The following is a 24,217-nucleotide window of genomic DNA, read 5'->3' as shown; positions in this document are numbered from 1 at the left end:
GTCGACGCCCCGACACGGGTGCTCGGCCTCGCCACCCGTACCGCCCTCGACGCCGCCGAACTCCCGCTCGCTCTGCGTCAGTTGCTCGGACGGTGGGTGGACGCCCCGAGGGCCCCGGCCTTCCCCATTCCCGCGCGGGTCACGCGTACGACTCGAGGGCCTCGACCACCGAGAAGCCCAGCCCGTACGCGCTCATCCCGCGCCCGTAGGCGCCGATGTGCACCCCGCCGGGCGCGGAGCCGGCCAGCACCCAGCCGAACTCGGACTCGCGGTAGTGGAAGGGCACCGGCACGCCGTCGACCGGCAGGGACAGCGCCGACCAGGCGGGGCCCTCCAGATCGTCGGCGAGTTCGAACGCCGTCTCCGTCTGCTGGTCCAGCCAGTCGTCGCGCAGGGTGTGGTCGAGCTGCGGGGGCCAGGTACAGGACAGCAGGCCGGAGCCGGCCAGCCAGGCCGCGGAGGAGACCGTCGTCGCCTCAAGCACCCCGGTACCGTCACCACTGCGCCGTACGGGGCTACTGGCGACGGTGACCACGACCGCGAACCGCTGCTTGTCGGCCCCGGAGCCGCCCCGTACCAGCGGTTCGTCGCCGTGGCCGATGGAACCGTGCTGCACCTCGCCGTCGGCGGCGGTGCCCAGCGGCATCAGCCGGCGCGGGCCGGTGAACGCCTCGTCCAGCGCGTACCAGGGGAACGGGGCCCGCAGATAGCCATCGACCATGAGCCGGGCCGCCGGGACCGCCTCCGCCGTGACCGTGTCCGGCGCGTCCTGTGCGCCCACCCGACTCGTCGTCTCCATCAGCCCGGCCGCCTCCTCGATCCGTAGGGGTCCGGAGCGGCCCGCCCCTGCGGGCGTCCTCACAGCCGGACAGATGGAGAATAGCCATACCGTCCGGAGGACCCGGGATTGGCGGCCCTCAGGTGGCGTCCGCGTCGAACGGCGGCGGGGTGTCCTTCGGGGGCTGCTCGTCCTTCTTGAGCAGGTCGGGAGCGCCCTTCGAGCCGTTCGCCGCGGTGACCGCCGCCCCGCCCGACACGCCGGTCCTCGGCTCCGCCGAGGGGGTGCTGCGCCCGTTCACCGCGTCGGTGACGTCGGTGAGCTCCTTGCGCAGGTCGAAGCTCTCGCGGATCTCCTTCAGCCCCAGGTCGTCGTTGCCGTCCATCAACTGCTTGCGAACGAACGTCTTGGGGTTGAGGTCCTCGAACTCGAAGTCCTTGAACTCCGGCCCGAGCTCCGTGCGGATGTCCTCCTTGGCGCTCTCCGAGAACTCGCGGATCTTGCGGATGAAGCGGGAGGCGTCCTGGATGACCTTGGGCAGTTTGTCCGGGCCGAAGACGAGCACGCCGAGGATCGCGAGCGCCAGCAGCTCGAGTGCACCTATGTCGTTGAACACCTTGCGGCTCCTCGTATTCTCCGCGACCAGCTCGGATGAGGTCCGGACATCGACCACGGTACCCGGCGAATCTGTCCGGACGGTAGCTTCCCGTGGCCGTCACATGCCGGTTGCCGAACCCAGCGTCAAAGTTATGGACAGGTCTTTACCACCGCGGGTCAGGGTCAGCTCAAGTCGGTCCCCCGGCCGGTGCGAGCGGATCTTGACGATCAGCTCCTCGCCGCTGTGCACCCGTTCCCCGTCCACCTCGGTGATGACGTCGTCGGGTTCGATGCCCGCCTTGTCCGCCGGGCCGCCCGCCGTGACGGGCGAGGTGCCCCGGGAGCTCGACCCGACCTTGGCACCGTCGCCGGTGTACTTCATGTCGAGGGTGACGCCGATCACGGGGTGGGTCGCCTTGCCGGTGTTGATCAGTTCCTCGGCGACGAGCTTGCCCTGGTTGATCGGGATGGCGAAGCCGAGCCCGATGGACCCGGCCTGGCCGCCCTCGGCGGCCGAGCCGCTGTCGGCGGCGCGGATGGCGCTGTTGATGCCGATGACGTGGGCGTCGGTGTCCACCAGCGGACCGCCGGAGTTGCCGGGGTTGATCGGGGCGTCGGTCTGGAGCGCGTTGACATAGCTGACGTCGCTGCCGTCGCCCTTCTCGCCGCCCGCGGTGATCGGCCGGTCCTTGGCGCTGATGATGCCTGAGGTGACGGTGTTGGACAGGTCGAACGGTGCGCCGATGGCCACGACCGGGTCGCCGACCCGGACGTTGTCGGAGTTGCCCAGCGGCAGCGGCTTCAGCCCGGAGACACCGCTGACCTTCACCACGGCCAGGTCGTAGCCGCTGTCCTTGCCGACGACCTCGGCGGTGGCGGTCTCGCCCCCGCTGAAGGTGACGGTGATCTCGCCGGAGGAACCGGCCGGGGCGACCACGTGGTTGTTGGTGAGGATGTGGCCCCGGTCGTCGAGGACGAAGCCGGTGCCGGTGCCGGACTCGGTGGTGCCGCTGACGTGCAGGGTGACCACGCTGGGCAGGGCGCTGGCCGCTATACCGGCCACGCTGTCGGGTGCGCGGCCGCCGCCGTCCCGCTCGTCCTGGGGCAGTTCGATGCTGGTGAGGCCGCCGTTGCGCTCGATGTACGCGCCCATCCCGCCGCCGATACCACCCGCGACCAGCGCCAGGAGCAGGGCGCCGACCAGCATGGTGCCGCGCCGCTTCCCGCGCCGGCCGTCGGGGAGCGGGGGGCCGGGCTGGGTGACGAGCGGCTGCCGGGGCGCGCCCCAGGGGTCGTAGCTCTGCCACTGCGGCGCCGGCGGGTGCGGCTGCTGGGGCTGGGGCTGGGGCTGCTGAGGCGTCATCGGGGGCGGGAATGCCTGGGCCGCCTGGTCGGGCGCGAGGGACAGGCCCGCGCCGTTCGTCCCCGCGTACGGCGGGGGTACGGGAGTGCCGTGGGCCGGCGTCGGCCGCTGTACGGGAGGAGCGGGCGCCCACGGGCCGGGGCCGCCGTAGGGCGGCGTGCCGTACGGGTCCGGCTCGTGCAGCGGCTGGGAACCGTGCGAGGCGGGAGCTGCGTCGTGGGGCGCCGCCGGGGGCTCGTGGGTCTCGGCCGCCCCGGCGATCGCCGAGGGCTCAGCCGGCGCGGGTGTCCCGGCGGTCTCCGAAGGCTCAGCCGGCGCGGGTGTCCCGGCGGTCGCCGGGGCCTCGTCGGCCGGGGCCGGCACCGCGTCCTGGGGGGACGACGGCTCGGTCGGCTCGGTGGGCGTGCCGCGTCCCGGTGTGGGCCGGCTCCACCACTTCGCCTTCGGCTCGGTCGGCTTCCCGTCGTCCATGTTCTCCCCGCAACTGCCGCAACCGGCCCTCCGCACGCCCCCGCAGAGGCGTCCCTCCCGAAATCCTGCCGGAATTCAACCAGGTTTGAGCCGGACCTGCGCAGCCCGTGCGGGCTGCTGGATCAGCGGCGGGGGGAGAGGGGCAGCCCGTGGTCGGCGGAAGCCGGTTTCGCGGCGGCCGAGGTGGGCGGCAGGGAGGGCTCCGGGGCGGGAGCGGGCGGGACCGGGTCGAGCCCGCCGCCCACGGTGCGGGCGAGCAGGGCGCCGGTCCCGCCGGGGCGTATCAGCGCGGACGCGCCGGAGGTGAGGGGCAGGCCGTACGGGCTCCCGGTGAGCGGGCCGGTGGCCGGCAGCGAGGGGGCGGGCGCGAACCCCGCGGACGCCGTGTTCACGGCGAGGGAGGCCGGGACGTCCCCCTGGCCGGACATGACGCGCGTGCCCTGGCCGGAGCCGTTGCGGCGGCCGGCCGTGGCGCCGCCGGTCCGGGCGTCGGAGCCGACCGGGGTCACGGTGTTGCCCGAGCCGGCGGCGCGGTTGGGCGCCTCGGAGCCCGTAGTCGTCGGCAGGGCGCCGCCGAGGGCGATGGCGGCCAGCGAGACGGCGCTGGCGGCGGCGAAGGCGAACCTGCGGCCCCGCCAGGGCGAGCGGTCGGTCTCGCGCCCCACCTCGTGGATGCGGAAGCCCGAGCGGGCCGGCGGAGCGGGCAGCGCCGTGGCCCCGCCGTGGACGGCGGGGAGGTAGCCGAAGCCGTCGAGGGGGCCGGGGCCGGTGGTGAGGTCCGCCCGGCCGCCCGGGGGGCGTGTCCCGGGGAACAGTCCGTCACCGAACCGCCCGGAGCCGCCCGCAGGTCTTCCCTGCCGGTCGTCGTCACCTCCCGGCGGTTCGCCCGGAAGCCCTTGGAGGCGGGCCAGGAAGCCCTCGGAGGGCGCGGGCGGAGCGGCCTGCGCGAACACGTTCTTCAGGCGGCGCTGCGCGGCCGCCTCGGCCGCGCACCTGGTACAGGTCGCGAGATGGGCGAGCACCCGGTCGCGGGCGTCGTGCTTCAGCTCGCCGTCGACGAGCGCGGCGAGGCGGTCCCCCAGGTGTTGTTCCGCGGGGGTCGGATCCGTTCCGCTCACGCCGTGCCGCCCTCCCCGGCCAGGAGGGCCCCGGCGCCCGCGAGCGAGCGCTGCTCGGCGCGCGCCTCGGGCGAGCGGTGCCGCAGCGCCTTGCGCAGGTGCGAGCGCCCGCGGTGGATGCGGCTGCGCACCGTGCCGAGCTTCACGCCGAGCGTCGCGGCGATCTCCTCGTACGAGAGTCCCTCGATGTCGCAGAGCACGACCGCGGCCCGGAACTCGGGCGCGAGGGTGTCCAGCGCCTGCTGGACGTCCGCGTCGAAGTGGGTGTCGTTGAAGACCTGCTGGGGCGAGGGCTCACGGCTGGGCAGCCGCTCGGCGGCGTCGTCCCCGAGGGAGTCGAAGCGGATGCGCTGCTTGCGGCGGACCATGTCCAGGAAGAGGTTGGTCGTGATGCGGTGCAGCCAGCCCTCGAAGGTGCCGGGCGTGTAGGTCGACAGCGAACGGAAGACACGGACGAAGACCTCCTGCGTGAGGTCCTCCGCGTCGTGCTGGTTTCCCGTCAGCCGGTAGGCGAGGCGGTAGACGCGGCCGCTGTGCGTGCTGACGATCTCTTCCCATGTGGGCGGGGTCCACGCCTGGGATTCCGCATCGGAGGCGAAGGTCGCGGTCGGTGCGGAGTCGTTGGAAGAACGGTCAGCGATGTCGGTCACGGATTTCGGCTCACCCGCCGACCTGAGAAAGCGCCGCAGCACTCCTCCCCGATCCACAGGCGCAGCCGCACCTCCCCTATCGGCTCTGGTGGTGTCCAGTGGAGCCCCTACCATAGCCACCTCGCCCGTTAGCTCCGGATAAGCCTTTTTCCAGCTGGGGCCGGGGATCTCCCCGGAATTCCGCCCGCGCGCCCGACCCGGTCGGCGGGCCTGGTCCACGGGCTTTCCCCCGCCCTCTCACAACGCCCGGTCCCATCTGCGGGTTCCCGGGTCCAGCGGATACAGTCACCGTTGCGCCAACTAAGGGGACAGGAGAGGGTCATTACCGCCAACCGGCAGACGAGCTGGGCGTTCGCCGACGCCTTTGTCGCCGAGGACGAAGCACTGCGCTGGGCCCGGGACCGGGCCCGCGACGCGGGGCTCCGCTCGGTGTCGCCAGGCACCGGCGCCGCGCTGCGCCTGCTCGCTGCCACCACGGACGCCAAGGCCGTGGCGGAAATCGGCACCGGCACCGGCGTGTCCGGCATCTATCTGCTGCACGGCATGCGACCCGACGGGGTACTGACCACGGTCGACCCGGAGCCCGAGCGCCAGCAGTTCGCCCGTCAGGCCTTCCGGGCGGCCGGTTTCGCGGCCAACCGGTCCCGTTTCATCCCCGGGCGCGCGCTCGATGTGCTCCCCCGCCTCGCGGACGGCGGCTACGACCTCGTGTTCTGCGACGGCGACCGGATGGAGAGCCTGGACTGTCTAGCTGAATCGTTGCGCCTGCTGCGACCTGGGGGTCTCGTCTGCTTCGAGGGTGTCTTCGCGGACGGCCGTACGGTCGACTCGGCCGCCCAGCCCGCGGAGGTGCTGCGGCTGCGCGAACTGCTGCGGGCGGTCCGCGAGAGCCAGGAGCTGATGGCGACGCTGCTGCCGGTGGGCGACGGCCTGCTCTGCGCGGTGCGGCGCGGCTGAGGCGTACGCGCGCCGGCCCCGGACGCGGGACCGCGCCCGCCCGCGCGGGGCGGATCCCGTACCGGCCCCGGACGCACCGCTGCCCCGGCACGGGAACCATGCCGGGGCAGCGGTGAAGTTGTGAGCGCCTCCGCTCAGCCGACGACCTGCTTGAGGGCGTCGCCGAGTGCATCGGCCTCGTCCGGCGTCAGCTCCACGACAAGCCGACCGCCGCCTTCGAGCGGAACTCGCATGACGATGCCCCGCCCCTCCTTTGTCACCTCGAGCGGGCCGTCGCCCGTCCGCGGCTTCATGGCCGCCATGCTCGTTCCCCTTCCTGAAACCAGCTCATCGCAACCGGCGGCCCCATGACAGGCGCTGCCTCACCGGCATCGAACACAGTGCTTCCACGCCATTATCCCGCATCACCGACCCCGATGACCAACATCGCTCTGCATCGCTTGGGCAACGCGCTCGCTCAAAACCACCCAATTCGGGGACCTCACTGGGATACTCCGGCCCCTTCGGCCCCTCCACGGCGCGGAAATGTTTGACGCAGGTCACATGTCCGCCTCCGGCGAAGTCGGCCATGCTTGCGTGGACAGGCTGGTGAACGACACGCAAAGGGGACCACTCATGGCCGATCACGACGACGCGGTGCTCTACGACATCGGCGACGGGCTCGCGACGATCACGATCAACCGCCCCGACGCGATGAACGCCATGAACACCGAGGCCAAGGTCGCGCTCCGCGACGCCCTGCGGTCGGCCGCCACCGACACCGGCGTACGGGCGGTGCTGCTGACCGCGTCCGGCGGGCGCGCCTTCTGCGTCGGGCAGGACCTCAAGGAGCACCTGGCCAAGCTCGCCGAGGTCCAGGGGCAGGACGGGGGCAACGCGCTGAGCACCGTCCAGGAGCACTACAACCCGATCGTGCGGGCGCTCACCCAGATGCCGAAGCCGGTCGTGGCCGGGATCAACGGCGCCGCCGCCGGTGCGGGTTTCGGTTTCGCGCTCGCCTGCGACTACCGGGTGGCCGCCGACACCGCCTCCTTCAACACCTCCTTCGCCGGGGTCGCGCTCACCGCCGACTCGGGCGTCTCCTGGACGCTGCCCCGGCTCATCGGACAGAGCCGCGCCGCCGACCTGCTGCTGTTCCCGCGCTCCATCTCCGCGCAGGAGGCCCATGAGCTGGGCATCGTCAACAGGCTGGTGCCCGCCGCCGACCTCGCCGCCGAGGCGGCCGCCGTGGCCCGTGCCCTGGCCGACGGGCCGACGGTGGCGTACGCGGCGCTCAAGGAGTCGCTGGCCTTCGGGGCCGGGCACACCCTGGCCGAGGCCCTGGAGAAGGAGGACGAGCTCCAGACCGGGGCGGGCGCGTCCGAGGACCACGGGATCGCGGTGCGGGCCTTCCTCGCCAAGGAGAAGCCGAAGTACCTCGGGCGGTAGGCGGCTACGCCGGGGTGGGGCGGGAGACGCAGTCGGCGAGGTGGTCGTCGACCAGGCCGCACGCCTGCATCAGGGCGTAGGCCGTGGTCGGCCCGATGAACCGTAGCCCCCGCTTCTTCAGGTCCTTCGCCAGGGCCGTGGATTCGGGGGTGACCGCCGGTACGTCCCCGAGGGTCTTCGGGGCCGGGCGGCCCAGCGGGTCGGGGGCGTACGACCAGATCAGCTCGTCCAGCTCGCCGGCGCCCCAGCCGGCCAGCACCCGGGCGTTGGCCATGGTCGCGTCGACCTTCGCGCGGTTGCGGATGATCCCCTCGTCGGCCAGCAGCCGCTCCCGGTCCGCGTCCGTGAAGGCGGCCACCGCCGGGATGCCGAACCCCGCGAAGGCGCTGCGGAAGCCCTCGCGGCGGCGCAGGATGGTCAGCCAGGACAGCCCGGACTGGAACGCCTCCAGGGACAGCCGCTCGAACAGGGCGTCGTCGCCGTGGACCGGACGGCCCCACTCCGTGTCGTGGTACCAGAGGTAGTCCTCGGTGGACAGGCCCCAGGGGCAGCGCAGTCCGCCGTCCGCCGCCGCCACGGCACCGCCGCTCATCGGCCCGGCTCCTCGTCGGGGGCGGACTGCTCACCGGCCGGGCCGCCGGTTTCCTGCGGCGGCTGCCAGGGCCGCGGCTCCTGCCCCTCCTTGAGCAGCTCGGGGCGGCCGGTCCTGGTCGCCTGCGCGCCGGCGAGTGCCGCCTCCAGCTCCGCGATCCGCGCGTCCCGCTCGGCGAGTTCGGCGCCGAGCCGGCTCAGCGCGTCGTCCACGTCGGTCATCCGGTAGCCCCGGGGGGCGACGGGCAGCCGCAGCGCCTCGACGTCCGCCCGGCCGACCGGGCGGGAGACGGGCAGGGGGTCCGTCAGCAGCTCGGGCGCCACGTCCTGCAGGACGGCGCTCCTGCCTCCACCGACCACCGCGAGGGTGACCGCGGCAACCACCACCACCATCGCCAGCAGCAAGAACAAGAACACGCGTATCTCCCCGGGAGCGGAATTCGTCCGGGTCCGATCGTGCCATGCGGTACCGACAGCTAGGGTCGGCTGTCGGCCTCGGCAAGTGTCTGCCCGGCCGGATCCACAGGGAGGGACAAGGATGGCAAGCGGTGCGCTCCGGCTGGGGCGGCGCGAATTCGGGGCGCACGAACAGGTGATCATGGCGATCGTGAACCGCACCCCGGACTCCTTCTACGACCGGGGCGCCACCTTCCAGGACGAGCCGGCTCTCGCCCGGGTCGAGCAGGCCGTGGCCGAGGGCGCGGCGATCATCGACATCGGCGGCGTCAAGGCCGGTCCCGGCGAGGAGGTCACCGCCGAGGAGGAGGCCCGCCGCACGGTGGGGTTCGTCGCCGAGGTGCGCCGCCGTCACCCGGACGTGGTGATCAGCGTCGACACCTGGCGTCACGAGGTCGGCGAGGCGGTCTGCGAGGCGGGGGCGGATCTGCTGAACGACGCCTGGGGCGGGGTGGACCCGAAGCTGGCGGAGGTCGCCGCGCGGTACGGGGCGGGGCTCGTGTGCACCCATGCCGGTGGCGCGGAGCCGCGGACGCGGCCGCACCGGGTGGGGTACGAGGACGTGATGGCCGACATCCTGCGGGTGACCGTGGGGCTGGCCGAGCGGGCCGTGTCCCTGGGGGTCCGGCCGGACGGCATCATGATCGACCCCGGTCACGACTTCGGGAAGAACACCCGGCACTCGCTGGAGGCCACGCGCCGGCTCGGCGAGATGGCGGAGACGGGGTGGCCCGTCCTGGTATCGCTCTCCAACAAGGACTTCGTGGGCGAGACGCTGGACCGGCCGGTGAAGGAGCGGCTGCTCGGGACGCTGGCGACGACGGCGGTGTCGGCGTGGCTGGGAGCGCGGGTGTACCGGGTGCACGAGGTGGCCGAGACGCGGGACGTGCTGGACATGGTGGCGTCGATCGCGGGGTGGCGGTCACCGGCGGTCGCGCGGCGGGGGTTGGCGTAGGGCGAGGCGGGTAGGGGGCGGGACGCCTGCGGCGGGCCTGTTCCCCACCCCGCCCCTTCCCGAAACCGGGGCGCCGCCCCGGGCCCCGCTCCTCGAGCGCCGGAGGGGCTGGAAGCTTCGGGGCGCTGCCTCACACGCCGGCGGGGCCGCACCGGCTCAACGCCCCACCTCCTTCGTCACCAACGCCACCGCCTCGTCCACGTCGTCCGTGACGTGGAACAGGAGGAGGTCCTTGGTCGACGCCTTGCCCTGGGCCACCACCGTGTCGCGGAGCCAGTCGACCAGGCCGCCCCAGTAGGCCGTGCCGAAGAGGACGATCGGGAAGCGGGTGACCTTGCCCGTCTGGACCAGGGTCAGGGCCTCGAAGAGTTCGTCCAGGGTGCCGAGGCCGCCGGGCAGGACGACGAAGCCCTGGGCGTACTTCACGAACATCGTCTTGCGGACGAAGAAGTAGCGGAAGTTGACGCCGATGTCGACGTGCGGGTTGAGGCCGGACTCGAAGGGCAGCTCGATGCCGAGGCCGACCGAGACGCCCTTCGCCTCGCGCGCCCCCCGGTTCGCCGCCTCCATCGCTCCCGGGCCGCCCCCGGTGATGACCGCGAAGCCCGCGTCGACCAGCGCCCGGCCGATCCGTACGCCCGCCTCGTACTCCGGCGCCCCGGCGGGTGTGCGGGCCGAGCCGAAGACGCTGATGGCGCTCGGCAGTTCGGCGAGGGCGCCGAAGCCCTCGACGAACTCCGACTGGATGCGCATCACCCGCCAGGGGTCGGTGTGCACCCACTCCGAGTCGTCCTCGGAGTCCAGCAGCCGCTGATCGGTCGTGCCGGGCTGCACCTGGTCCCTGCGGCGCAGTACGGGGCCGAGGCGCTGTTCCTCGGGCCGTACCGCGCCTTCGGGGATCTCCGCACCCTCCGGAATGCGCGCGTCCTCGCGGTTGCCCATGACCTGCTCCCTCCGCCGGCGTCGGAGGCGCCCTGCGGCGCCTCCGTCTCACGCCAGCGTAGATCGCCGCGGGTTACGGACAGAGGAATGCGGGAGGTCGGTCGTGGGTCATGCCGTGAGCCAGGCCCTCAAGCGCTCCTCGCAGTGGGTGATGCGCTCGACCTTGACGTGCTCGTCGCGCTTGTGGGCGAGGACCGGATCGCCGGGACCGTAGTTCACCGCGGGGACGCCGAGAGGGCCGAAGCGGGCCACGTCCGTCCAGCCGAACTTGGGGCGGGCGACTCCGCCGACCGCGTCCATGAACGCCTTGGCCGCCGGGTGGGAGAGGCCGGGCATGGCCGCGCCGGAGTGGTCGTCGACCGTGAACTCGGCGACGCCGCAGTCCGCGAAGACCTCGCGGACGTGGGCCAGGGCCTCTTCCTGGCCGAGGTCGGGGGCGTAGCGGTAGTTGACGACGACCGTGCAGGCGTCCGGGATGACGTTGTTGGCGACGCCGCCCTCGATGCGTACGGCGTTGAGGCCCTCGTGGTACTCCAGGCCGTCGATCACCGGCCGGCGCGGCTCGTACGCGGCGAGGCGGGCGAGGACCGGGGCCGCGGCGTGGATGGCGTTCGACCCCATCCAGCTGCGCGCCGAGTGCGCCCGCTCGCCCGTGAGGTGGAGGAAGACGCGCAGGGTGCCCTGGCAGCCGCCCTCGACCTCGCCGTTGGAGCCCTCGAGGAGGACGGCGAAGTCGCCCTTCAGCCAGTCGGGGCGGGCGTCGGCGATGTGGCCGAGGCCGTTGAGGTGGGCGGCGACCTCCTCGTTGTCGTAGAAGACGAAGGTGAGGTCGCGGTTGGGCTCGGGCACGGTGGCGGCGATGCGCAGCTGGACGGCGACGCCGGACTTCATGTCGGAGGTGCCGCAGCCCCAGAGGAGACCGTCCGCGTCGAGCCGGGAGGGCACGTTGTCGGCGATCGGCACGGTGTCGATGTGCCCCGCCAGGATGACGCGTTCGGAACGGCCGAGATCCGTCCTGGCCACGACGTTGTTCCCGTACCGGTCGACGGTCAGGTGCGGCAGCGTCCGCAGCGCCGACTCGATGGCGTCGGCCAGGTCCTTCTCCTCCCCACTGACCGAGGGGAAGTCCACCAGCGCGGCGGTGAGGGCGGGCCCGTCAAGGGTGAGGTCAAGCGTGCTTTCGGCCATGGCCAGGAGCCTAGTGCCGCAGCAGCCAAGGTTCACCCCGTCGCGACGCCATGCACGCACTCTCGCCGCACCGGCCGAAAACCCGAGTACGTCCAGTACGAGGGCTTCCGGCCGGCACGCCGAGAGGTGGGGTCTCCCCTGTTCGAGCGGAGCCGAGAACTCGGGGATACCCCTGACGCCGCTCCTTCCGGGCAAACCCTGGCTGCCGCGGCACTAGTGCCTGTCGTACGGTGGGCCCGTGCCCAGGACCGTTTCCGCTGCTCCCCGACCTCCCGGCCGCAGTCGTCGGCTGCGGATCGTGGCGGCCGTCGGCGTGCTCGTCGCGGTGGCCGGCTATCTGACCGTTCAGTACGTTTCGGGCGGGCGCGGGTCCGACCAGTGCACGGTGCGCTCGGCGGACGGCTCGTACCGGCTGACGCCCGAGCAGGCCGCGAACGCCGCGACGATCTCCGTGGTCGGCACCAGGCGCGGGATGCCGGAGCGCGCGGTGACCATCGCGCTGGCCACGGCGTTGCAGGAGTCCGCGCTGCGCAACCTCGACCACGGCGACCGGGACTCGCTGGGGCTGTTCCAGCAGCGGCCCTCGCAGGGCTGGGGCACCGGACGGCAGATCATGGACCCGGTCTACTCGGCCGGGAAGTTCTACGAGCACCTGGCCGAGGTGCCCGGCTATTCGCGGTTGCCGCTCACCGTCGCCGCGCAGCGCGTCCAGCGCAGCGGTTTCCCGCAGGCGTACGCGAAGCACGAGCCGGACGCGGCGCTGCTGGCCGCCGCGCTGACCGGGCGCACGCCCGGCGCGCTGGACTGCGAGCCGCCGCGGACCACCACCGGGACGGGCGATGCCGCGAAGGTGCGGGCCGCCCTGGTGAGCGCCTTCGGCAAGGACGTGCTGCCGGCCGGGACGGGCGCGGCGGCCCCCTCCGCGGGCGCGACGGCCTCGGGCGCGCTCGCGGTTCCCGTGCGCGCGGACCGCCGCGCCGACCGGGACGGCGTGCCGCAGCGGGGCTGGGAGCTGGCGCACTGGGCGGTGGCCCAGTCGGAGGCGCTGGGCATCGACGAAGTCACGTACGGGGGCCGGGTGTGGGCGGCCGGCTCGGGCTGGCGCACGGAACGCGAGGCGTCGGAGCGGGAGAAGTCCGACCTGGACGAGGTACGGCTGCGCCTCGTGCGCTGAGCGGTGCCCGGGGCGGGGCGGCCACGGGCCGGGCACGTCCCGACCCGCCCCCGCCCGGTCGGGCATGTCGCGCGTTCGTGCGGGGGTTCATCCGTACGGAGGGGACCATGACGCGGCCGAGCGCCCTCCGAAGGGCGGTGCGGGGGCCGCGAGACGCGGCACCGCTTCCCTTGCGCCGCAAGGGAAGTGACGGTTCGGCGGGCGGTCGCGCAGCGCACCGTTTGCCCGGCTTCCTCCGCCGGGGGCCGTCCGCCGCGTTGCTGAGTCTTTACGTCGTCGCACCGCAACCTCACCCGCCCCCACGACGGTTGTCAGGGCGTCCGACCCACGGACAGCCCGAATCCCTCTCCCGTCGAAGGAGCATCATGTCCCTCCCCCTGACCCGTCGGATCGCCCGTACCGCGCTGCTGATCGCGGCGGGCGCGGCCCCCGTGGTCGGTGCGGCCGGCGCCGCCGGTGCCGCGGAGCTCCCGCAGACCCCGAACCTCGGTGGTCTCACCAGCGTCGAGGGTTCCGGTCTCGGCAAGACGGTCGAAGGCACCGCCAAGCCGGCCTCCGACGCCGCGGGCAAGACCGGCGGCAAGGTCGTCGGCACCACGCTGCCGGTGGCGGGCAAGACGCTCGGCGACCTCGGCGGCAAGGCGGCCCCCGCGGCGAAGAAGGTCTCCGGGACGGCCACCGACGCGGCCGAGGGCGGCGCCACCGGCACCGTCGCCAAGGCGGCCGAGGGCGGTCTGCCCACCGACGGTCTCACCCGGGGCCTGCCGCTCGGCTGAGCCCGCTCCCTGCGCGAGGGCCCCGGGAGTGCGCGACGCGCTCCCGGGGCCCTCGCGTGCGCCGGCGCTCAGCCCAGGCGCTTGACCGCGGCCGCCACGCGCTCGTCGGTGGCCGTGAACGCCACGCGGACGAAGCGGTCGCCGGCCGGTCCGTAGAAGTCGCCGGGCGCCACCAGGATGCCCAGCTCAGCCAGGTACGCCACGGTGTCCCAGCACGGTTCGTCGCGGGTCGCCCAGAGGTAGAGGCTCGCCTCGCTGTGCTCGATGCGGAAGCCGTGGGCCTCCAGGGCCGTGCGCAGGGCGGCGCGCCGGCCGGCGTACCGGGTGCGCTGCTCGGCCACGTGCGCGTCGTCGCCGAGCGCCGCGACGGTCGCCGCCTGGACGGGGGCGGGCGTCATCATCCCGCCGTGCTTGCGGATCTGCAGCAGCTCGCCGAGCACGGCCGCGTCACCCGCGATGAACGCGGCGCGGTAGCCCGCCAGGTTGGACCGCTTGGACAGCGAGTGGACGGCGACGACGCCCTCGTAGGTACCGCCGCAGACGTCGGGGTGGAGCACGGAGACCGGTTCGGCCTCCCAGCCCAGCTCCAGGTAGCACTCGTCGCTGAAGACCAGCACCCCGTGCTCGCGCGCCCAGGCGACGATCCGGACCAGCTCGTCCTTGGCGAGGACCCGGCCGGTCGGGTTGGACGGGGAGTTGAGCCAGAGCAGCTTCAGGCCCGCCGGGTCGAGCTCGGTCGGGTCGTCGTAGACCACCGGCTCGGCGCCGCAGAGCCGGGCGCCGACCTCGTACGTCGGGTAGGCGAGGCGCGGGTAGGCGACCTTGTCGCCGGCGCCGAGGCCGAGCTGGGTCGGCAGCCAGGCCACCAGCTCCTTGGAGCCGACGACGGGCAGCACGTTCTCATGGGCCACCGAGACCGCTCCGAGCCGCCGCTCCACCCAGCCGGTGAGCGCGTCCCGCAGCGCGGCGGTCCCCCACACCGTCGGATAGCCGGGGCTGTCGGCGGCCGCGACGAGCGCCTGCCGGATCAGCTCCGGCACCGGGTCGACGGGCGTGCCGACGGACAGGTCCACGATCCCGTCCGGGTGGGCCCCGGCCGTCGACTTGTAGGGCGCCAGCTTGTCCCAGGGGAAGACCGGGAGGCGGGAGGAGACTGCGGACACGGCTCTCTGCTTTCTCGTACGGGATTCACGCGGGCGTCCCGGCGGCGGGCGCCGGAACACCGCGGCCCCGCACGGCGGCGAGCCGTACGGGGCCGGGGCGGCGCACGTGCCGGGGCGCTGTTACTGGTTCTGCGGCGGCAGCGCGGCGATGAACGCGTGGTCGCGCTCGATCAGGCCCAGCTTGGAGGCACCACCCGGCGACCCGAGGTCGTCGAAGAACTCGACGTTCGCCTTGTAGTAGTCCTTCCACTCGTCCGGGGTGTCGTCCTCGTAGAAGATCGCCTCCACCGGGCAGACCGGCTCGCAGGCTCCACAGTCGACGCACTCGTCCGGGTGGATGTACAAGGACCGCTGGCCCTCGTAGATGCAGTCGACGGGGCACTCTTCGATGCAGGCCTTGTCCTTGACGTCGACACAAGGCTGCGCGATGACGTAGGTCACGCTGTCGTTCCTCCTCGGTAGGGCGTTGGCTCTCGCGCGGGAGCGCGGCGTCGTCGATGCCCGCACCTAGTATCTCCGTTCGCGGGCACGAACCGAACAGGAGGGGCGGACAGAGCCGTGGAATTCACCATCGGCGGACGGCTGGAGGTCCGAATTGCACCAGCTGACGTGGGCAAACGGGTATCAGTCCGGCGCTTGACCGGAGACCGTCCGAAGAGGCCGGAATTCACCGACACGGTCGGCGTTCTCACATCGTGGGACGCCGGTGTGCTGTCCATCACAACCAGGAACGGTGAGTCCGTCCGCATCTCCGAGTCCTCTCTGGTCGCGGGCAAGGTCGTACCGTCCGCTCCGGCCCGGCGGCGCGGCCCCGCCGCCTCCTTCGGAGAACTCGCCCGGGTGTCCGCGCGCGCCTGGCAGCCGGTGGAGAGCGAGCCGCTGGGCGACTGGCTGCTGCGCGCCTCCGGAGGATTCACCCGGCGCGCCAATTCGGTGCTGCCGCTCGGCGACCCGGGCGTACCGCTCGACGCGGCACTCGGGCACGTCCGGGAGTGGTACGCGGAGCGGGGGCTGCCCCCGTACGTACAGACCGCGACCGGCGCAGAGGACGCGCAGGAGGAACTGTGCGCGGCGCTGGAGGAGCACGGCTGGCGGCGCGAGGTGACGGCGGAGGTGCGGATCGCGGCGCTCGCCCCGGTCGGGGACCTGCCGGCCGAGGTGTCCCGGGTCCGGCTGGACCGTACGGCCGACGCGGCGTGGCTCGCCCGCTACCAGCGCGTCGGGACGCCGGGCCCCGAGGTGACGTCGGTGCTGCACAGCGGCCCGTCGGTGTGGTTCGCGGCCGTGCCCGGCGAGGACGGCGAGGAGGCGCCCGCCGCGATCGGGCGGTGCGTGGTGGACGGGCGGTGGGCCGGGTTCATGGCCGTCGAGGTGGCTCCCGAGCACCGCCGCCGGGGCCTCGCGACCGCCGTGATGACCGCGCTGGCCCGGCAGGCGATGGACGAGGGCGCGTCCGCCGCCTGGCTTCAGGTGGAGGCGGACAACGAGAGCGCCCGCGCGCTGTACGACGGGATGGGCTTCGCGACGCACCATCTCTACCACCACTTCCGGCCGGTGTGACCGGTGGTCCCCGAGCGGAACGACCGCGAGGAGCTGCGCCGCCGGTTCGCGGAGGAGGCCCGGGCCGAGCGGCCCGACCTGGCGCTCCTGTGCCTGCTGGTGGCGGCGGAGGCGGACCCGGCGCTGGACGCGCGGGGTATCGACGAGGCCCAGATCGAACTGGACCGGCTGGCCGGCCTGGTTCCGTACGGGCTGCGCGGCGGCCATGCCTGGGCGTCGGCGCTGGCCGAACTGCTCGGCGAGCGGTGCGGGTTCGAGGGCTCGACGGCCGACTACCGGCGCCTGGAGTCGTCCCTGCTGCACGAGGTGCTGCGGCGGCGGCGCGGGCTGCCGATCCTGCTCTCGGTGGTGTGGATCGAGGTCGCCCGGCGGGCGGGCGCACCGGTGTACGGGGTGGCTCTGCCGGGTCATTTCGTGGTCGGTTTCGGCGATCCGGCCGAGCGGGTGCTCGCCGACCCGTTCGCCGGCGGGCGGCCGCTGACGGACCAGGACGCGGAGCTGCTGGTGACGAGCGCGACCGGGGAGCGGTGGGAGCCGTCGTCGCTGGAGCCCGCGCGGCCGCTCGAGGTGGTGCTGCGTGTCCTGAACAACATCCGGGCCTGGGCGGCGGCCCGCCCGGAGCACACGGCCGTGGCGCTGTGGGCGGTGGAGCTGGCCCTGCTGCTGCCCTCGCACCCGGCCCGGCTGCGTTACGAGCACGCCCAGCTGCTGGTGCGCGCGGGTCAGTTCCTGCGCGGGGCGGCCGAGATGGAGGAGTACGCGGGGGTTGTCGAGGGCGTGGAGCCGGCCGTGGCGGAGGCGGTGCGGCAGGGCGCGCGGGCGGCGCGGGCGCTGCTGAACTGACGGACCGCGAGGTGAGGCGCGGCGTCCAAACCTCGCGACGGCGCGCCGTGCCGCCCAACGGGTGATTATCCGTTCTCCGCCACTCGATGGGCCCATGCCGTGGCCCCCATGCGGTGCTCTCCGCTGGCGCGCTCCCGGGTTCGGACTGACGGTGGATCACGTAGCCACTGCGTCACCAGGAGTCGACATATCGTCACTCCTCGCAGGGGCGACGAAAGGATATGTGTACAGATGCGCTCTGCCCGCACGCTGTTCGCTTCGGCCGCCGTCACGGCGGTTCTCGCCATCACCACCCCCTCGGCCTACGCGATGACCGTGGCCTCCGACCAGGACCACGGCGGTTCGTCCGCCTCCGACCACGACCGCGACCGCGACAAGTCCGACGAGGGCCGGAAGAAGGACAAGCCGCACGGCGGCGTCCACACCGGCGGCGGCGCGCTGTCGATGACGGTCGCCAAGGAGTGGCAGCCGGACGACAAGGACAGCAAGTACGACGAGGACAGCAAGTACAAGGACGAGGACGAGGACAAGCCCCGCGGCGGCGTCCACACCGGCGGCGGCGCGCTCGCCAAGGCGGTCACCGAGGGCTGGGACGACAGCGACAAGGACAGCAAGTACAAGGACAAGGACGAGGACAAGGACAAGCCCCACGGCGGCATGCACACCGGCGGCGGCGCCCTCGCCAAGGCGGTCACCGAAGGCTGGGACGACAGCGACAAGGACAGCAAGTACAAGGACAAGGACGAGGACAAGGACAAGCCCCACGGCGGCATGCACACCGGCGGCGGCGCCCTCGCCAAGGCGGTCACCGAAGGCTGGGACGACAGCGACAAGGACAGCAAGTACAAGGACAAGGACGAGGACAAGGACAAGCCCCACGGCGGCGTCCACACCGGCGGCGGCGCGCTCTCGCAGACCGTCACCAAGGAGTGGCAGCCGGATGACGAGGGCGGCAAGTACAAGGACGAGGAGAAGCCGCGCGGCGGCGTGCACACCGGCGGCGGTGCGATGGCGATGACCGGCAGCGGTCTGGCGGCCGGTTCGGTGCTGCTGCTCGGCGGCGCCGGCGCCGCCGCGTACCGGCTGCGTCGCCGTCAGGCGTCCGGCGGTGCGATGGCCTGACCGGCCCGGCGGGCCCTCTGTCGTCGCGGTCGCCGTCCCTCCGGACGGCGGCCGCGGCGCCCGCGTTTCCCCGGGCCCCCACGTGTACCGCACCGCACGGACGAAAGGCACGTTCTCCATGGCCGCCCCGCAGACCACCGACTCCCCCTCCCCCGGGGCCGCGGCCCCCACCGGCTCGCTGGGCCGGGCCCTGTTCTGGCCCCTCGCGGCGGCCGGGCTCGGCATGACCCTGATCTACCACTCCATCGGCTCCCCGGCCGACGGCAAGGCGCCCGCCCCTCCCGCGGCCGCCGTGTCCGCCGCCGCCTCCCCCTCGGCCTCGGGCACGTCGAAGGCCACCCCGAACGCGTCGCCCTCACTGCCGCGCTCGGTGCCGACGCGGCTGCGCATCCCGGCGATCGAGGTGAACGCGCCGTTCACCCCGCTGTCGATCGGTCCTTCGGGCCGGCTCGACGCGCCGCCGCCGAACGACAAGAACCTGGTCGGCTGGTTCAAGGACGGCGCGACGCCCGGCGAGCTGGGCACATCGATCGTGGCGGGCCACGTCGACACGACGACCGGCCCGGCCGTCTTCCTCCAGCTGAGCTCGCTGAAACCCGGTGCCACCGTCGACATCACCCGCGCCGACGGCACGGTGGCCTCGTTCGCCGTGGACACCGTGGAGACGTTCAGCAAGGCGGACTTCCCCGACGAGAAGGTGTACGCAGACACCCCGGACGCGCAGCTGCGGCTGATCACCTGCGGCGGCAACTACGACCGGAAGGCCAAGGACTACGAGGACAACGTCGTGGTCTTCGCCCACCTGGACTCGGTGAAGAAGGGGTGATCGGCGCCCTTCCCCCGCCTACGGGCGGGAAAACCGGATGCGGGCGGCCGCGGGCCGCGGTTAGTGTCAGCGGCATGCAGCGTGCCGCCATGAACACGACGACGCCGGAGAGTGTCCCGGCGCGCTGACTGCTGACCAGTCGACAAGCCCCGGGGCGAGTGCCCCGGGGCTTTTCCGTGCGGTCGCTCGCCCTTCCCACGCGAGGAGACCGCCATGCACGACCACCGCAGGCTCGGCCGCGAGCTGGAGCTGTTCGACACCGACCCGCTGATCGGCGCGGGCCTGCCCTACTGGCTGCCGGACGGGGCGGTGCTGCGGCACACCCTGGAGGAGTACATCCGCACCGCCGAGCGGCGGGCGGGCTACCGCCACGTGTACTCGCCGGTGCTCGGCAAGCGCGAGCTGTACGAGCGGTCGGGGCACTGGGCGCACTACAGCGACGACATGTTCCCGCCGATGGACCTGGGCGACGGACAGGTGGTGCTGCGGCCGAGCCTGTGCCCGCACCACGCGGTGATCTACCGCTCCCGCGCGCACAGCTACCGCGAACTGCCGCTGCGGATGGCGGAGCTGGGCGGGATGTACCGCGCGGAGCTGTCCGGGGTGCTCGGCGGGCTGACCCGGGTGCGCTCCATCCAGCTCAACGACGCGCACATCTTCTGCACCGTGGACCAGGTCGCCGACGAGGCGCGGGGCGCGCTGGACATGATCCGGCGGGCGTACGGGGCACTGGGCATCCGTCCGGCCCGGTTCCGGCTGTCGCTGCCGGGCCCGGGCGGGAAGTACGTCGCCGCCCCGGAGCTGTGGCGGCGCTCCACCGCGCTGCTGACCGAGGTGCTGGACGGGTCGGGGCTGCCGTACGAGGCGGCGGAGGGCGAGGCCGCGTTCTACGGGCCCAAGATCGACGTCCAGGTCGAGGACGCGGCGGGCCGCGAGTTCACCCTGTCCACCGTGCAGGTGGACTTCCACCAGCCGGAGCGCTTCGACCTCCACTACACCGGGGCCGACGGGGCGAAGCACCGGCCGGTCATGGTGCACCGCAGCATCATCGGCAGCGTCGAGCGGGCCGTCGCCCATCTCATCGAGCAGCACGGCGGGGCCTTCCCCGCCTGGCTCGCCCCGAACCAGCTGGCGATCCTGCCGGTCTCCGACGCCGAACTCCCGGAGGCCGAGGCGCTGGCCGCGCGCTGCGCCGAGCTCGGGCTGCGCGCGGAGATCAGCGGCCGGGAGCACGGCAGCCTGGGGGCGCGCATCCGCCGGGCCAGGCTGGTGCCGTACCAGGTGGTGATCGGCGCGGCGGAGGCGGCCGGCGGCCTCGTCGCGCTGCGGCTGCGTGACGGCCGCCGGCTCGACCCCCTGCCGGCCGGGGAGGCGCTGGCCCGGATCGGCGCACTGACCGCCGCGCACAGCGTCGCGCTGTGGGACGAGGAGGAGCCGGTCGGGGCGTGACCCGGGGCGGGCGGCGGGCCGGAGACGCCGGGCCGGGCTCTCCGGCCGATCCGCGGGCACGGCGGGTCAGGACATGCCCGGCGCGGTCCGCGGGTCCGAGGCGCCGCGGCCGGAACCGGGCGCCGGCCGGCCCGCGGGCGGCACCGGTCAGGAGGTGACCGGGGCCGCCGCCGCGTCGGCGGCATCGCTGTCGCGGCCGGGGCCCAGCGCCCCGGCCAGCGCTGCCGCGAGGGCCACCAGGACGAGGACGACGGTCATCGTGAGCCGCAGTCCGATGTGCTCCGCGAGGAAGCCGAGCGCGGGCGGCCCGACCAGGAAGGCCCCGTAGCCCGCGGTGGAGACCGCGGCCACCCGCGCGGCGGCGTCGGTCGGGTGGTCGCCCGCCGCGGACACCGTGACCGGGAAGCCGAGGGAGGCGCCGAGCCCCCACAGCACCGTTGCGGCGCCCGCCATCACGGGGCTCGGCGCGACGATCACCACGGCCAGGCCCAGCGCGGCGGTCAGGCCGCTGATCCGGACGACCTTCGCCCGGCCGAACCGCTCCAGGAAGGGGCCGCCGGCCAGCCGGCCCAGCGTCATCGAGGCGGCGAAGACCAGGAAGGTCAGCGAACCCGCCGTGGCGCTCACCTCGTAGCCGTCGACCATGAGCAGCGGCAGCCAGTCGTTGGCCGCGCCCTCCGCGAAGGCCATGGCCAGCACGATCACGCCGATGAGGACGAGCTGCCGGTCGCGCCACACGTGCAGCTGCCCCCGCAGGCCGCCCTGTCCGGCCCCGGCGGTCGGCGCGTCCTCCTTGCCCGTGCCGTGCGGGATGGCGAGGACCGCTCGCGTACCGGCCGCGGCTATCAGCACCGCGACGAGTGTCAGATGCCGGCCGACGGGGAACGCGGCCGCCGTCAGCGCCATGCCGAGGAGCGCTCCGACGACGGTGCCCAGGCTGAAGCAGCCGTGCAGCACCGGCAGGACGGGCCGGCCGATGGCGCTCTCGACGGCGGCGCCCTCGATGTTGAACGCCACCTCGCTCATCCCCATCCCGCCGCCGAACAGGGCCAGTCCGCCGAAGACCACGGCCGCGAGCGACAGGGCGGTGCCGGCGGCGACGACCAGCAGGCCGGCGACGATCAGGACGACCCCGCCGAGGATCGTCGTCCGGCCGCCGCGGCGGCGCACGAGCGGCCCGGACGCCATCACCCCGGCCATCGAACCGATGGACAGCCCGAACAGGACCAGGCCCATCGCGCCGGTGGAGACGTCGAGCCCGTCCCGGACGGCCGGGGTGCGCGCGACCCAGGAGGCCATGCCGGTACCGGCGGCGAGCATGAAGAGGAACAGTGCGGCACGCCAGCGGCGTGTGGCGGCATCCATACAGCGGGGCCTCGTCAGACGGTCGGGAAAGTGGCGGGCGCCACGAGCGTACGATCGTACGCCTGGAGTGTACGCTCGTACCCATGACGGATCACTTCGCGGGAGACCCGCGTACGAACCACGAGCGGATGCTCGCCGGAGACCTGTACATCGCCGACGACCCGCAGATCGTCGAGGCCCAGAAGCGGGCCGTGCGGCTGGCCGCCCGCTATCTCGCCGCCTACACCGAGGACCCGGACGCCGCGCAGCCCGTCGTCGCCGAACTCCTCGGCGGTATCGGCGCGGGGGCGCACATCCGGCCGCCGCTGTACGTGGACTACGGCTCGTACATCACGGTCGGCGAGGACACGTTCATCAACTACAACCTCACCGCGCTGGACGTCGCGCCGATCACCATCGGCCGCGACTGCCAGATCGGGCCGAACGTCCAGCTGCTCACGCCCACCCACCCGGTGGAGCCGGAACCCCGGCGGGACAAGCTGGAGGCGGCGCGGCCCATCACGATCGGTGACAATGTCTGGCTCGGCGGCGGGGCGATCGTGCTGGCCGGGGTGACCATCGGGGACAACAGCGTCATCGGCGCGGGAGCCGTCGTCACGAAGGACATCCCCGCCAACGTGGTCGCCGTGGGCAATCCCGCCCGGGTGATCCGTTCCATCTAGACAAGGACCCAGTGTGGCGACCGGACAGAACGACCCCGAGCGGCGGGAGCGCATCATCACCGCCGCGCTCGACCTGATCGCGGCCGAGGGGGTCGCCGGGACCTCGCACCGCAAGGTCGCCGCCCGCGCCGGGGTGCCGCTCGGTTCGATGACGTACCACTTCGCCGGCATGGACGAGCTGCTGCGGGAGGCGTTCACCCGTTTCTCCAGCGGCATCGTGGCCGTCTTCGAGGAACATCTGGGCGCCGCCACCACACAGGACGAGGCCCGCGAGGCGGTCGCCGATCTGGTCCACCGCCTGTCCGGCGGCAACCAGCGCGAACTGGTCCTCACGCACGAGCTGTACACCCTCGCCGCCCGCAAGCCCGCCTACCGCGAACTGACCCGGGAGTGGATGCGCCGCAGCCGGGTCGCTCTGGAATGGCACTTCGACCCCGCGACGGCCCGTCAGCTGGACGCGCTGATCGAGGGCCTTTCCATCCACCGCGCCCTGGAAACCGAACCGCACGACCGCGCCCTGACCGTCGAGGCGATCGCCCGCATCACGCGCGCCTGACGCGCGCCCCCAGCTCCTGGCCGGCACCCCACCTGACCAAGGTGCCGGCCAGGCCGGACCTCACGCACCGGCGGCCCGGGCCAGCAGGCACACCTGGGGCCACTTCGCACCAGGGGTGGTCAGCCGGGCGGTAACGGTGAAACCGGCCTGCTCCAGTTGTCCGACAACCCGGTCGGGCGACAGCAGGTGAATGGCGTACGCGAACCCGCCCGCACGCTTCTCCGAGGTGTAGGGCTCCCCGTCGCCCGCGTGGAAGCCCAGCAGCAGCCGGCCACCGGGGGCCAGGACGCGGCGGAACTCCGTGAAGAGGGCCGGGAGGTGGTCCGGCGGGGTGTGCAGGACGGACCACCAGGCGACGATCCCGCCGAGGCCGCCGTCCGGCAGCCCGAGCGCGTCCATCGTTCCGGTCTCGAAGCGCAGGTGCGGGTGGCGGCGCCGGGCGACGTCCACCATGCGCGGCGACACGTCGACGCCGTGGACGCTCAGCCCCAGGCCCGCCAGATGGGCCGTCACATGCCCTGGTCCGCAGCCGAGATCGGCGACGGGCAGCCCGCCGTCCGCGCGCACCTCCTCCGCGAACGCTCCGATCAACGCGCGCCCCGGCACGTCCTCGGCGAAGAGGCCGGGGACGCGTGCGGCGTACTCCTCGGCGACGGTGTCGTAATAAGCGCGGGTGGCGTCGAGTTCGGTCATCCGTACGAGCCTAAGGGCTGTCCGGTCCGGCCACCGTCAGCTCCTGAACCCAAGGGCCCCCGCAACCGGGCACGTAAAGGGTCAATTGCCGTGCCAGAGGCATTAATTGTTGCGACCGTCCCGGTTCGGCCAAGGCTTCCCACGCACACCTCTTGACGTGTCCCTGGTAACGGCGGAACCATCGACACCCACCGGAGAGCGCTCTCTCGGCGTTCGCCGGACCGTTCGTCGCGTCACCCGTACCAAGACCCAGGAGACGTACCTCCATGCACCTTCCCCCCACGGAAGCCCCCACAACTCCCCCCACACCCACCCCCACCGCACCATCCCGCCGCAGGCGCCGGGGCAGGGCCTTCGGGTTCGCCGCGTTCGCCGTGTCGCTGCTCATGGCCGTCCCCACGGCGCAGACCGCCTTCGGGCAGGACGCGCAGGCCGTCGAGGGCGGTGGTGATCTCGGTCCGAACGTGATGGTGTTCGATCCGTCGACGCCGGACATCCAGGCCAGGGTCGACGAGGTGTTCAGGAAGCAGGAGT

The 24,217-nt window shown here is 73.3% G+C and carries 25 protein-coding genes and 2 pseudogenes; 13 read left to right on the top strand and 14 right to left on the bottom strand.

From position 1 onward, the window contains the following. Positions 1 to 139: 139 nt before the first annotated feature. From ABZ564_RS31235 to sigE, 5 genes are all read right to left on the bottom strand, one after another. The gene (locus tag ABZ564_RS31235; RefSeq protein ID WP_360862663.1) at positions 140 to 799 is read right to left on the bottom strand and encodes a hypothetical protein; all 660 of its coding nucleotides are present in this window, start codon (positions 797 to 799) and stop codon (positions 140 to 142) included. Positions 800 to 917: 118 nt separating this feature from the next. Next, positions 918 to 1,394, bottom strand: coding sequence for a sec-independent translocase (locus ABZ564_RS31230; RefSeq protein WP_360862661.1), 477 nt, complete (start codon positions 1,392 to 1,394; stop codon positions 918 to 920). A gap of 99 nt (positions 1,395 to 1,493) precedes the next feature. Then, positions 1,494 to 3,209 carry a trypsin-like peptidase domain-containing protein gene (locus ABZ564_RS31225; protein WP_360862659.1) on the bottom strand — a complete coding sequence of 572 codons (1,716 nt, stop codon included), beginning with the start codon at positions 3,207 to 3,209 and terminating at the stop codon, positions 1,494 to 1,496. A gap of 122 nt (positions 3,210 to 3,331) precedes the next feature. Further along, a complete protein-coding gene (locus ABZ564_RS31220) occupies positions 3,332 to 4,327 on the bottom strand; it encodes a zf-HC2 domain-containing protein (RefSeq protein WP_360862657.1) in 996 nt (331 codons plus the stop codon). Continuing rightward, entirely contained in the window at positions 4,324 to 5,091 is a 768-nt protein-coding gene (gene sigE / locus ABZ564_RS31215; protein WP_360862655.1) for an RNA polymerase sigma factor SigE, read from the bottom strand. Before sigE ends, ABZ564_RS31220 begins: the two co-directional genes overlap by 4 nt. Positions 5,092 to 5,268: 177 nt before the next feature. Between sigE and ABZ564_RS31210 the strand changes: the two genes are divergently transcribed. Continuing rightward, positions 5,269 to 5,934, top strand: a complete 666-nt coding sequence (locus ABZ564_RS31210) for an O-methyltransferase (RefSeq protein WP_360862653.1) — start codon at positions 5,269 to 5,271, stop codon at positions 5,932 to 5,934. Positions 5,935 to 6,068: 134 nt separating this feature from the next. On the opposite strand, the gene ABZ564_RS31205 is transcribed toward ABZ564_RS31210, so the two are convergent. Continuing rightward, on the bottom strand, positions 6,069 to 6,236 hold the full coding sequence (locus tag ABZ564_RS31205; protein ID WP_018105485.1) for a DUF3117 domain-containing protein: 168 nt from the start codon (positions 6,234 to 6,236) through the stop codon (positions 6,069 to 6,071). Between the two features lie 313 nt (positions 6,237 to 6,549). Here ABZ564_RS31205 and ABZ564_RS31200 point away from each other — a divergent pair, with 313 nt between their 5' ends. Then, positions 6,550 to 7,362 (top strand): enoyl-CoA hydratase-related protein, encoded by an 813-nt coding sequence (locus ABZ564_RS31200; RefSeq protein WP_360862652.1) that lies wholly within the window; start codon positions 6,550 to 6,552, stop codon positions 7,360 to 7,362. A 4-nt stretch (positions 7,363 to 7,366) separates the two neighbouring features. Here ABZ564_RS31200 and ABZ564_RS31195 read toward each other — a convergent pair whose 3' ends face one another. Beyond that, positions 7,367 to 7,954 carry a DNA-3-methyladenine glycosylase I gene (locus ABZ564_RS31195; RefSeq protein WP_360862650.1) on the bottom strand — a complete coding sequence of 196 codons (588 nt, stop codon included), beginning with the start codon at positions 7,952 to 7,954 and terminating at the stop codon, positions 7,367 to 7,369. Next, positions 7,951 to 8,370: a hypothetical protein gene (locus ABZ564_RS31190; RefSeq protein WP_360862649.1), complete on the bottom strand. Its 420-nt coding sequence runs from the start codon at positions 8,368 to 8,370 to the stop codon at positions 7,951 to 7,953. Before ABZ564_RS31190 ends, ABZ564_RS31195 begins: the two co-directional genes overlap by 4 nt. A gap of 121 nt (positions 8,371 to 8,491) precedes the next feature. Between ABZ564_RS31190 and folP the strand changes: the two genes are divergently transcribed. Then, on the top strand, positions 8,492 to 9,364 hold the full coding sequence (gene folP, locus ABZ564_RS31185; RefSeq protein WP_360862647.1) for a dihydropteroate synthase: 873 nt from the start codon (positions 8,492 to 8,494) through the stop codon (positions 9,362 to 9,364). Positions 9,365 to 9,520: 156 nt separating this feature from the next. Here the strand turns inward: folP and ABZ564_RS31180 are convergent, their stop codons facing one another. Then, a complete protein-coding gene (locus ABZ564_RS31180) occupies positions 9,521 to 10,306 on the bottom strand; it encodes a TIGR00730 family Rossman fold protein (RefSeq protein ID WP_360862645.1) in 786 nt (261 codons plus the stop codon). Positions 10,307 to 10,414: 108 nt separating this feature from the next. Beyond that, on the bottom strand, positions 10,415 to 11,494 hold the full coding sequence (gene dapE / locus ABZ564_RS31175; protein WP_360862643.1) for a succinyl-diaminopimelate desuccinylase: 1,080 nt from the start codon (positions 11,492 to 11,494) through the stop codon (positions 10,415 to 10,417). 298 nt (positions 11,495 to 11,792) lie between these two features. Here dapE and ABZ564_RS31170 point away from each other — a divergent pair, with 298 nt between their 5' ends. Next, the gene (locus tag ABZ564_RS31170) at positions 11,793 to 12,668 is read left to right on the top strand and encodes a hypothetical protein (protein ID WP_360862665.1); all 876 of its coding nucleotides are present in this window, start codon (positions 11,793 to 11,795) and stop codon (positions 12,666 to 12,668) included. 365 nt (positions 12,669 to 13,033) lie between these two features. Then, positions 13,034 to 13,444 carry an ATP-binding protein gene (locus tag ABZ564_RS31165; protein ID WP_360862641.1) on the top strand — a complete coding sequence of 137 codons (411 nt, stop codon included), beginning with the start codon at positions 13,034 to 13,036 and terminating at the stop codon, positions 13,442 to 13,444. Between the two features lie 68 nt (positions 13,445 to 13,512). On the opposite strand, the gene ABZ564_RS31160 is transcribed toward ABZ564_RS31165, so the two are convergent. Continuing rightward, a complete protein-coding gene (locus ABZ564_RS31160) occupies positions 13,513 to 14,607 on the bottom strand; it encodes a bifunctional succinyldiaminopimelate transaminase/glutamate-prephenate aminotransferase (RefSeq protein ID WP_360862639.1) in 1,095 nt (364 codons plus the stop codon). Between the two features lie 120 nt (positions 14,608 to 14,727). Further along, positions 14,728 to 15,048 (bottom strand): ferredoxin, encoded by a 321-nt coding sequence (gene fdxA, locus ABZ564_RS31155; protein ID WP_018105475.1) that lies wholly within the window; start codon positions 15,046 to 15,048, stop codon positions 14,728 to 14,730. Positions 15,049 to 15,165: 117 nt separating this feature from the next. Between fdxA and ABZ564_RS31150 the strand changes: the two genes are divergently transcribed. The 5 genes and pseudogenes from ABZ564_RS31150 to thrS form a co-directional block, all read left to right on the top strand. Next, entirely contained in the window at positions 15,166 to 16,167 is a 1,002-nt protein-coding gene (locus tag ABZ564_RS31150) for a GNAT family N-acetyltransferase (protein ID WP_360862637.1), read from the top strand. A gap of 3 nt (positions 16,168 to 16,170) precedes the next feature. Further along, the gene (locus tag ABZ564_RS31145; RefSeq protein ID WP_360862635.1) at positions 16,171 to 17,010 is read left to right on the top strand and encodes a transglutaminase-like domain-containing protein; all 840 of its coding nucleotides are present in this window, start codon (positions 16,171 to 16,173) and stop codon (positions 17,008 to 17,010) included. Positions 17,011 to 17,241: 231 nt separating this feature from the next. Continuing rightward, positions 17,242 to 18,132, top strand: a complete 891-nt coding sequence (locus ABZ564_RS31140; RefSeq protein WP_360862633.1) for a hypothetical protein — start codon at positions 17,242 to 17,244, stop codon at positions 18,130 to 18,132. A gap of 118 nt (positions 18,133 to 18,250) precedes the next feature. Then, on the top strand, positions 18,251 to 18,958 hold the full coding sequence (locus ABZ564_RS31135) for a class F sortase (RefSeq protein ID WP_360862631.1): 708 nt from the start codon (positions 18,251 to 18,253) through the stop codon (positions 18,956 to 18,958). 210 nt (positions 18,959 to 19,168) lie between these two features. Further along, a pseudogene (thrS, locus tag ABZ564_RS31130) lies at positions 19,169 to 20,407 on the top strand (threonine--tRNA ligase); the annotation flags it as partial. Positions 20,408 to 20,554: 147 nt separating this feature from the next. Here thrS and ABZ564_RS31125 read toward each other — a convergent pair. Then, a complete protein-coding gene (locus ABZ564_RS31125) occupies positions 20,555 to 21,772 on the bottom strand; it encodes an MFS transporter (RefSeq protein WP_360862629.1) in 1,218 nt (405 codons plus the stop codon). Between the two features lie 83 nt (positions 21,773 to 21,855). On the opposite strand from ABZ564_RS31125, the gene ABZ564_RS31120 reads away from it, so the two are divergent. Next, complete coding sequence (locus tag ABZ564_RS31120; protein WP_360862627.1) at positions 21,856 to 22,434, top strand: sugar O-acetyltransferase; 579 nt, start codon at positions 21,856 to 21,858, stop codon at positions 22,432 to 22,434. 13 nt (positions 22,435 to 22,447) lie between these two features. Then, positions 22,448 to 22,990: a TetR family transcriptional regulator gene (locus ABZ564_RS31115; protein WP_360862626.1), complete on the top strand. Its 543-nt coding sequence runs from the start codon at positions 22,448 to 22,450 to the stop codon at positions 22,988 to 22,990. A 60-nt stretch (positions 22,991 to 23,050) separates the two neighbouring features. On the opposite strand, the gene ABZ564_RS31110 is transcribed toward ABZ564_RS31115, so the two are convergent. Beyond that, on the bottom strand, positions 23,051 to 23,683 hold the full coding sequence (locus tag ABZ564_RS31110) for a class I SAM-dependent methyltransferase (protein WP_360862624.1): 633 nt from the start codon (positions 23,681 to 23,683) through the stop codon (positions 23,051 to 23,053). A gap of 266 nt (positions 23,684 to 23,949) precedes the next feature. On the opposite strand from ABZ564_RS31110, the pseudogene ABZ564_RS31105 reads away from it, so the two are divergent. After that, positions 23,950 to 24,217 (top strand): annotated as a pseudogene (locus ABZ564_RS31105) (coagulation factor 5/8 type domain-containing protein); the annotation flags it as partial.

It is taken from the genome of Streptomyces sp. NPDC019224, from assembly GCF_040632605.1.
Lineage (GTDB): Bacteria > Actinomycetota > Actinomycetes > Streptomycetales > Streptomycetaceae > Streptomyces.
Note: the sequence above shows the minus strand (reverse complement) of the source record. Positions and strands in the feature narration are given on the sequence as shown.

Coding starts and splice junctions, on each gene's coding strand:
- ABZ564_RS31125 (WP_360862629.1), bottom strand. CDS start 21,772: ATGGATGCCGCCACACGCCGCTGGCGTGCCGCACTGTTCCTCTTCATG.
- folP (WP_360862647.1), top strand. CDS start 8,492: ATGGCAAGCGGTGCGCTCCGGCTGGGGCGGCGCGAATTCGGGGCGCAC.
- ABZ564_RS31120 (WP_360862627.1), top strand. CDS start 21,856: ATGACGGATCACTTCGCGGGAGACCCGCGTACGAACCACGAGCGGATG.
- ABZ564_RS31235 (WP_360862663.1), bottom strand. CDS start 799: ATGGAGACGACGAGTCGGGTGGGCGCACAGGACGCGCCGGACACGGTC.
- ABZ564_RS31195 (WP_360862650.1), bottom strand. CDS start 7,954: ATGAGCGGCGGTGCCGTGGCGGCGGCGGACGGCGGACTGCGCTGCCCC.
- sigE (WP_360862655.1), bottom strand. CDS start 5,091: ATGGTAGGGGCTCCACTGGACACCACCAGAGCCGATAGGGGAGGTGCG.
- ABZ564_RS31110 (WP_360862624.1), bottom strand. CDS start 23,683: ATGACCGAACTCGACGCCACCCGCGCTTATTACGACACCGTCGCCGAG.
- ABZ564_RS31200 (WP_360862652.1), top strand. CDS start 6,550: ATGGCCGATCACGACGACGCGGTGCTCTACGACATCGGCGACGGGCTC.
- ABZ564_RS31205 (WP_018105485.1), bottom strand. CDS start 6,236: ATGGCGGCCATGAAGCCGCGGACGGGCGACGGCCCGCTCGAGGTGACA.
- ABZ564_RS31165 (WP_360862641.1), top strand. CDS start 13,034: ATGTCCCTCCCCCTGACCCGTCGGATCGCCCGTACCGCGCTGCTGATC.
- dapE (WP_360862643.1), bottom strand. CDS start 11,494: ATGGCCGAAAGCACGCTTGACCTCACCCTTGACGGGCCCGCCCTCACC.
- ABZ564_RS31140 (WP_360862633.1), top strand. CDS start 17,242: ATGCGCTCTGCCCGCACGCTGTTCGCTTCGGCCGCCGTCACGGCGGTT.
- ABZ564_RS31180 (WP_360862645.1), bottom strand. CDS start 10,306: ATGGGCAACCGCGAGGACGCGCGCATTCCGGAGGGTGCGGAGATCCCC.
- ABZ564_RS31135 (WP_360862631.1), top strand. CDS start 18,251: ATGGCCGCCCCGCAGACCACCGACTCCCCCTCCCCCGGGGCCGCGGCC.
- ABZ564_RS31225 (WP_360862659.1), bottom strand. CDS start 3,209: ATGGACGACGGGAAGCCGACCGAGCCGAAGGCGAAGTGGTGGAGCCGG.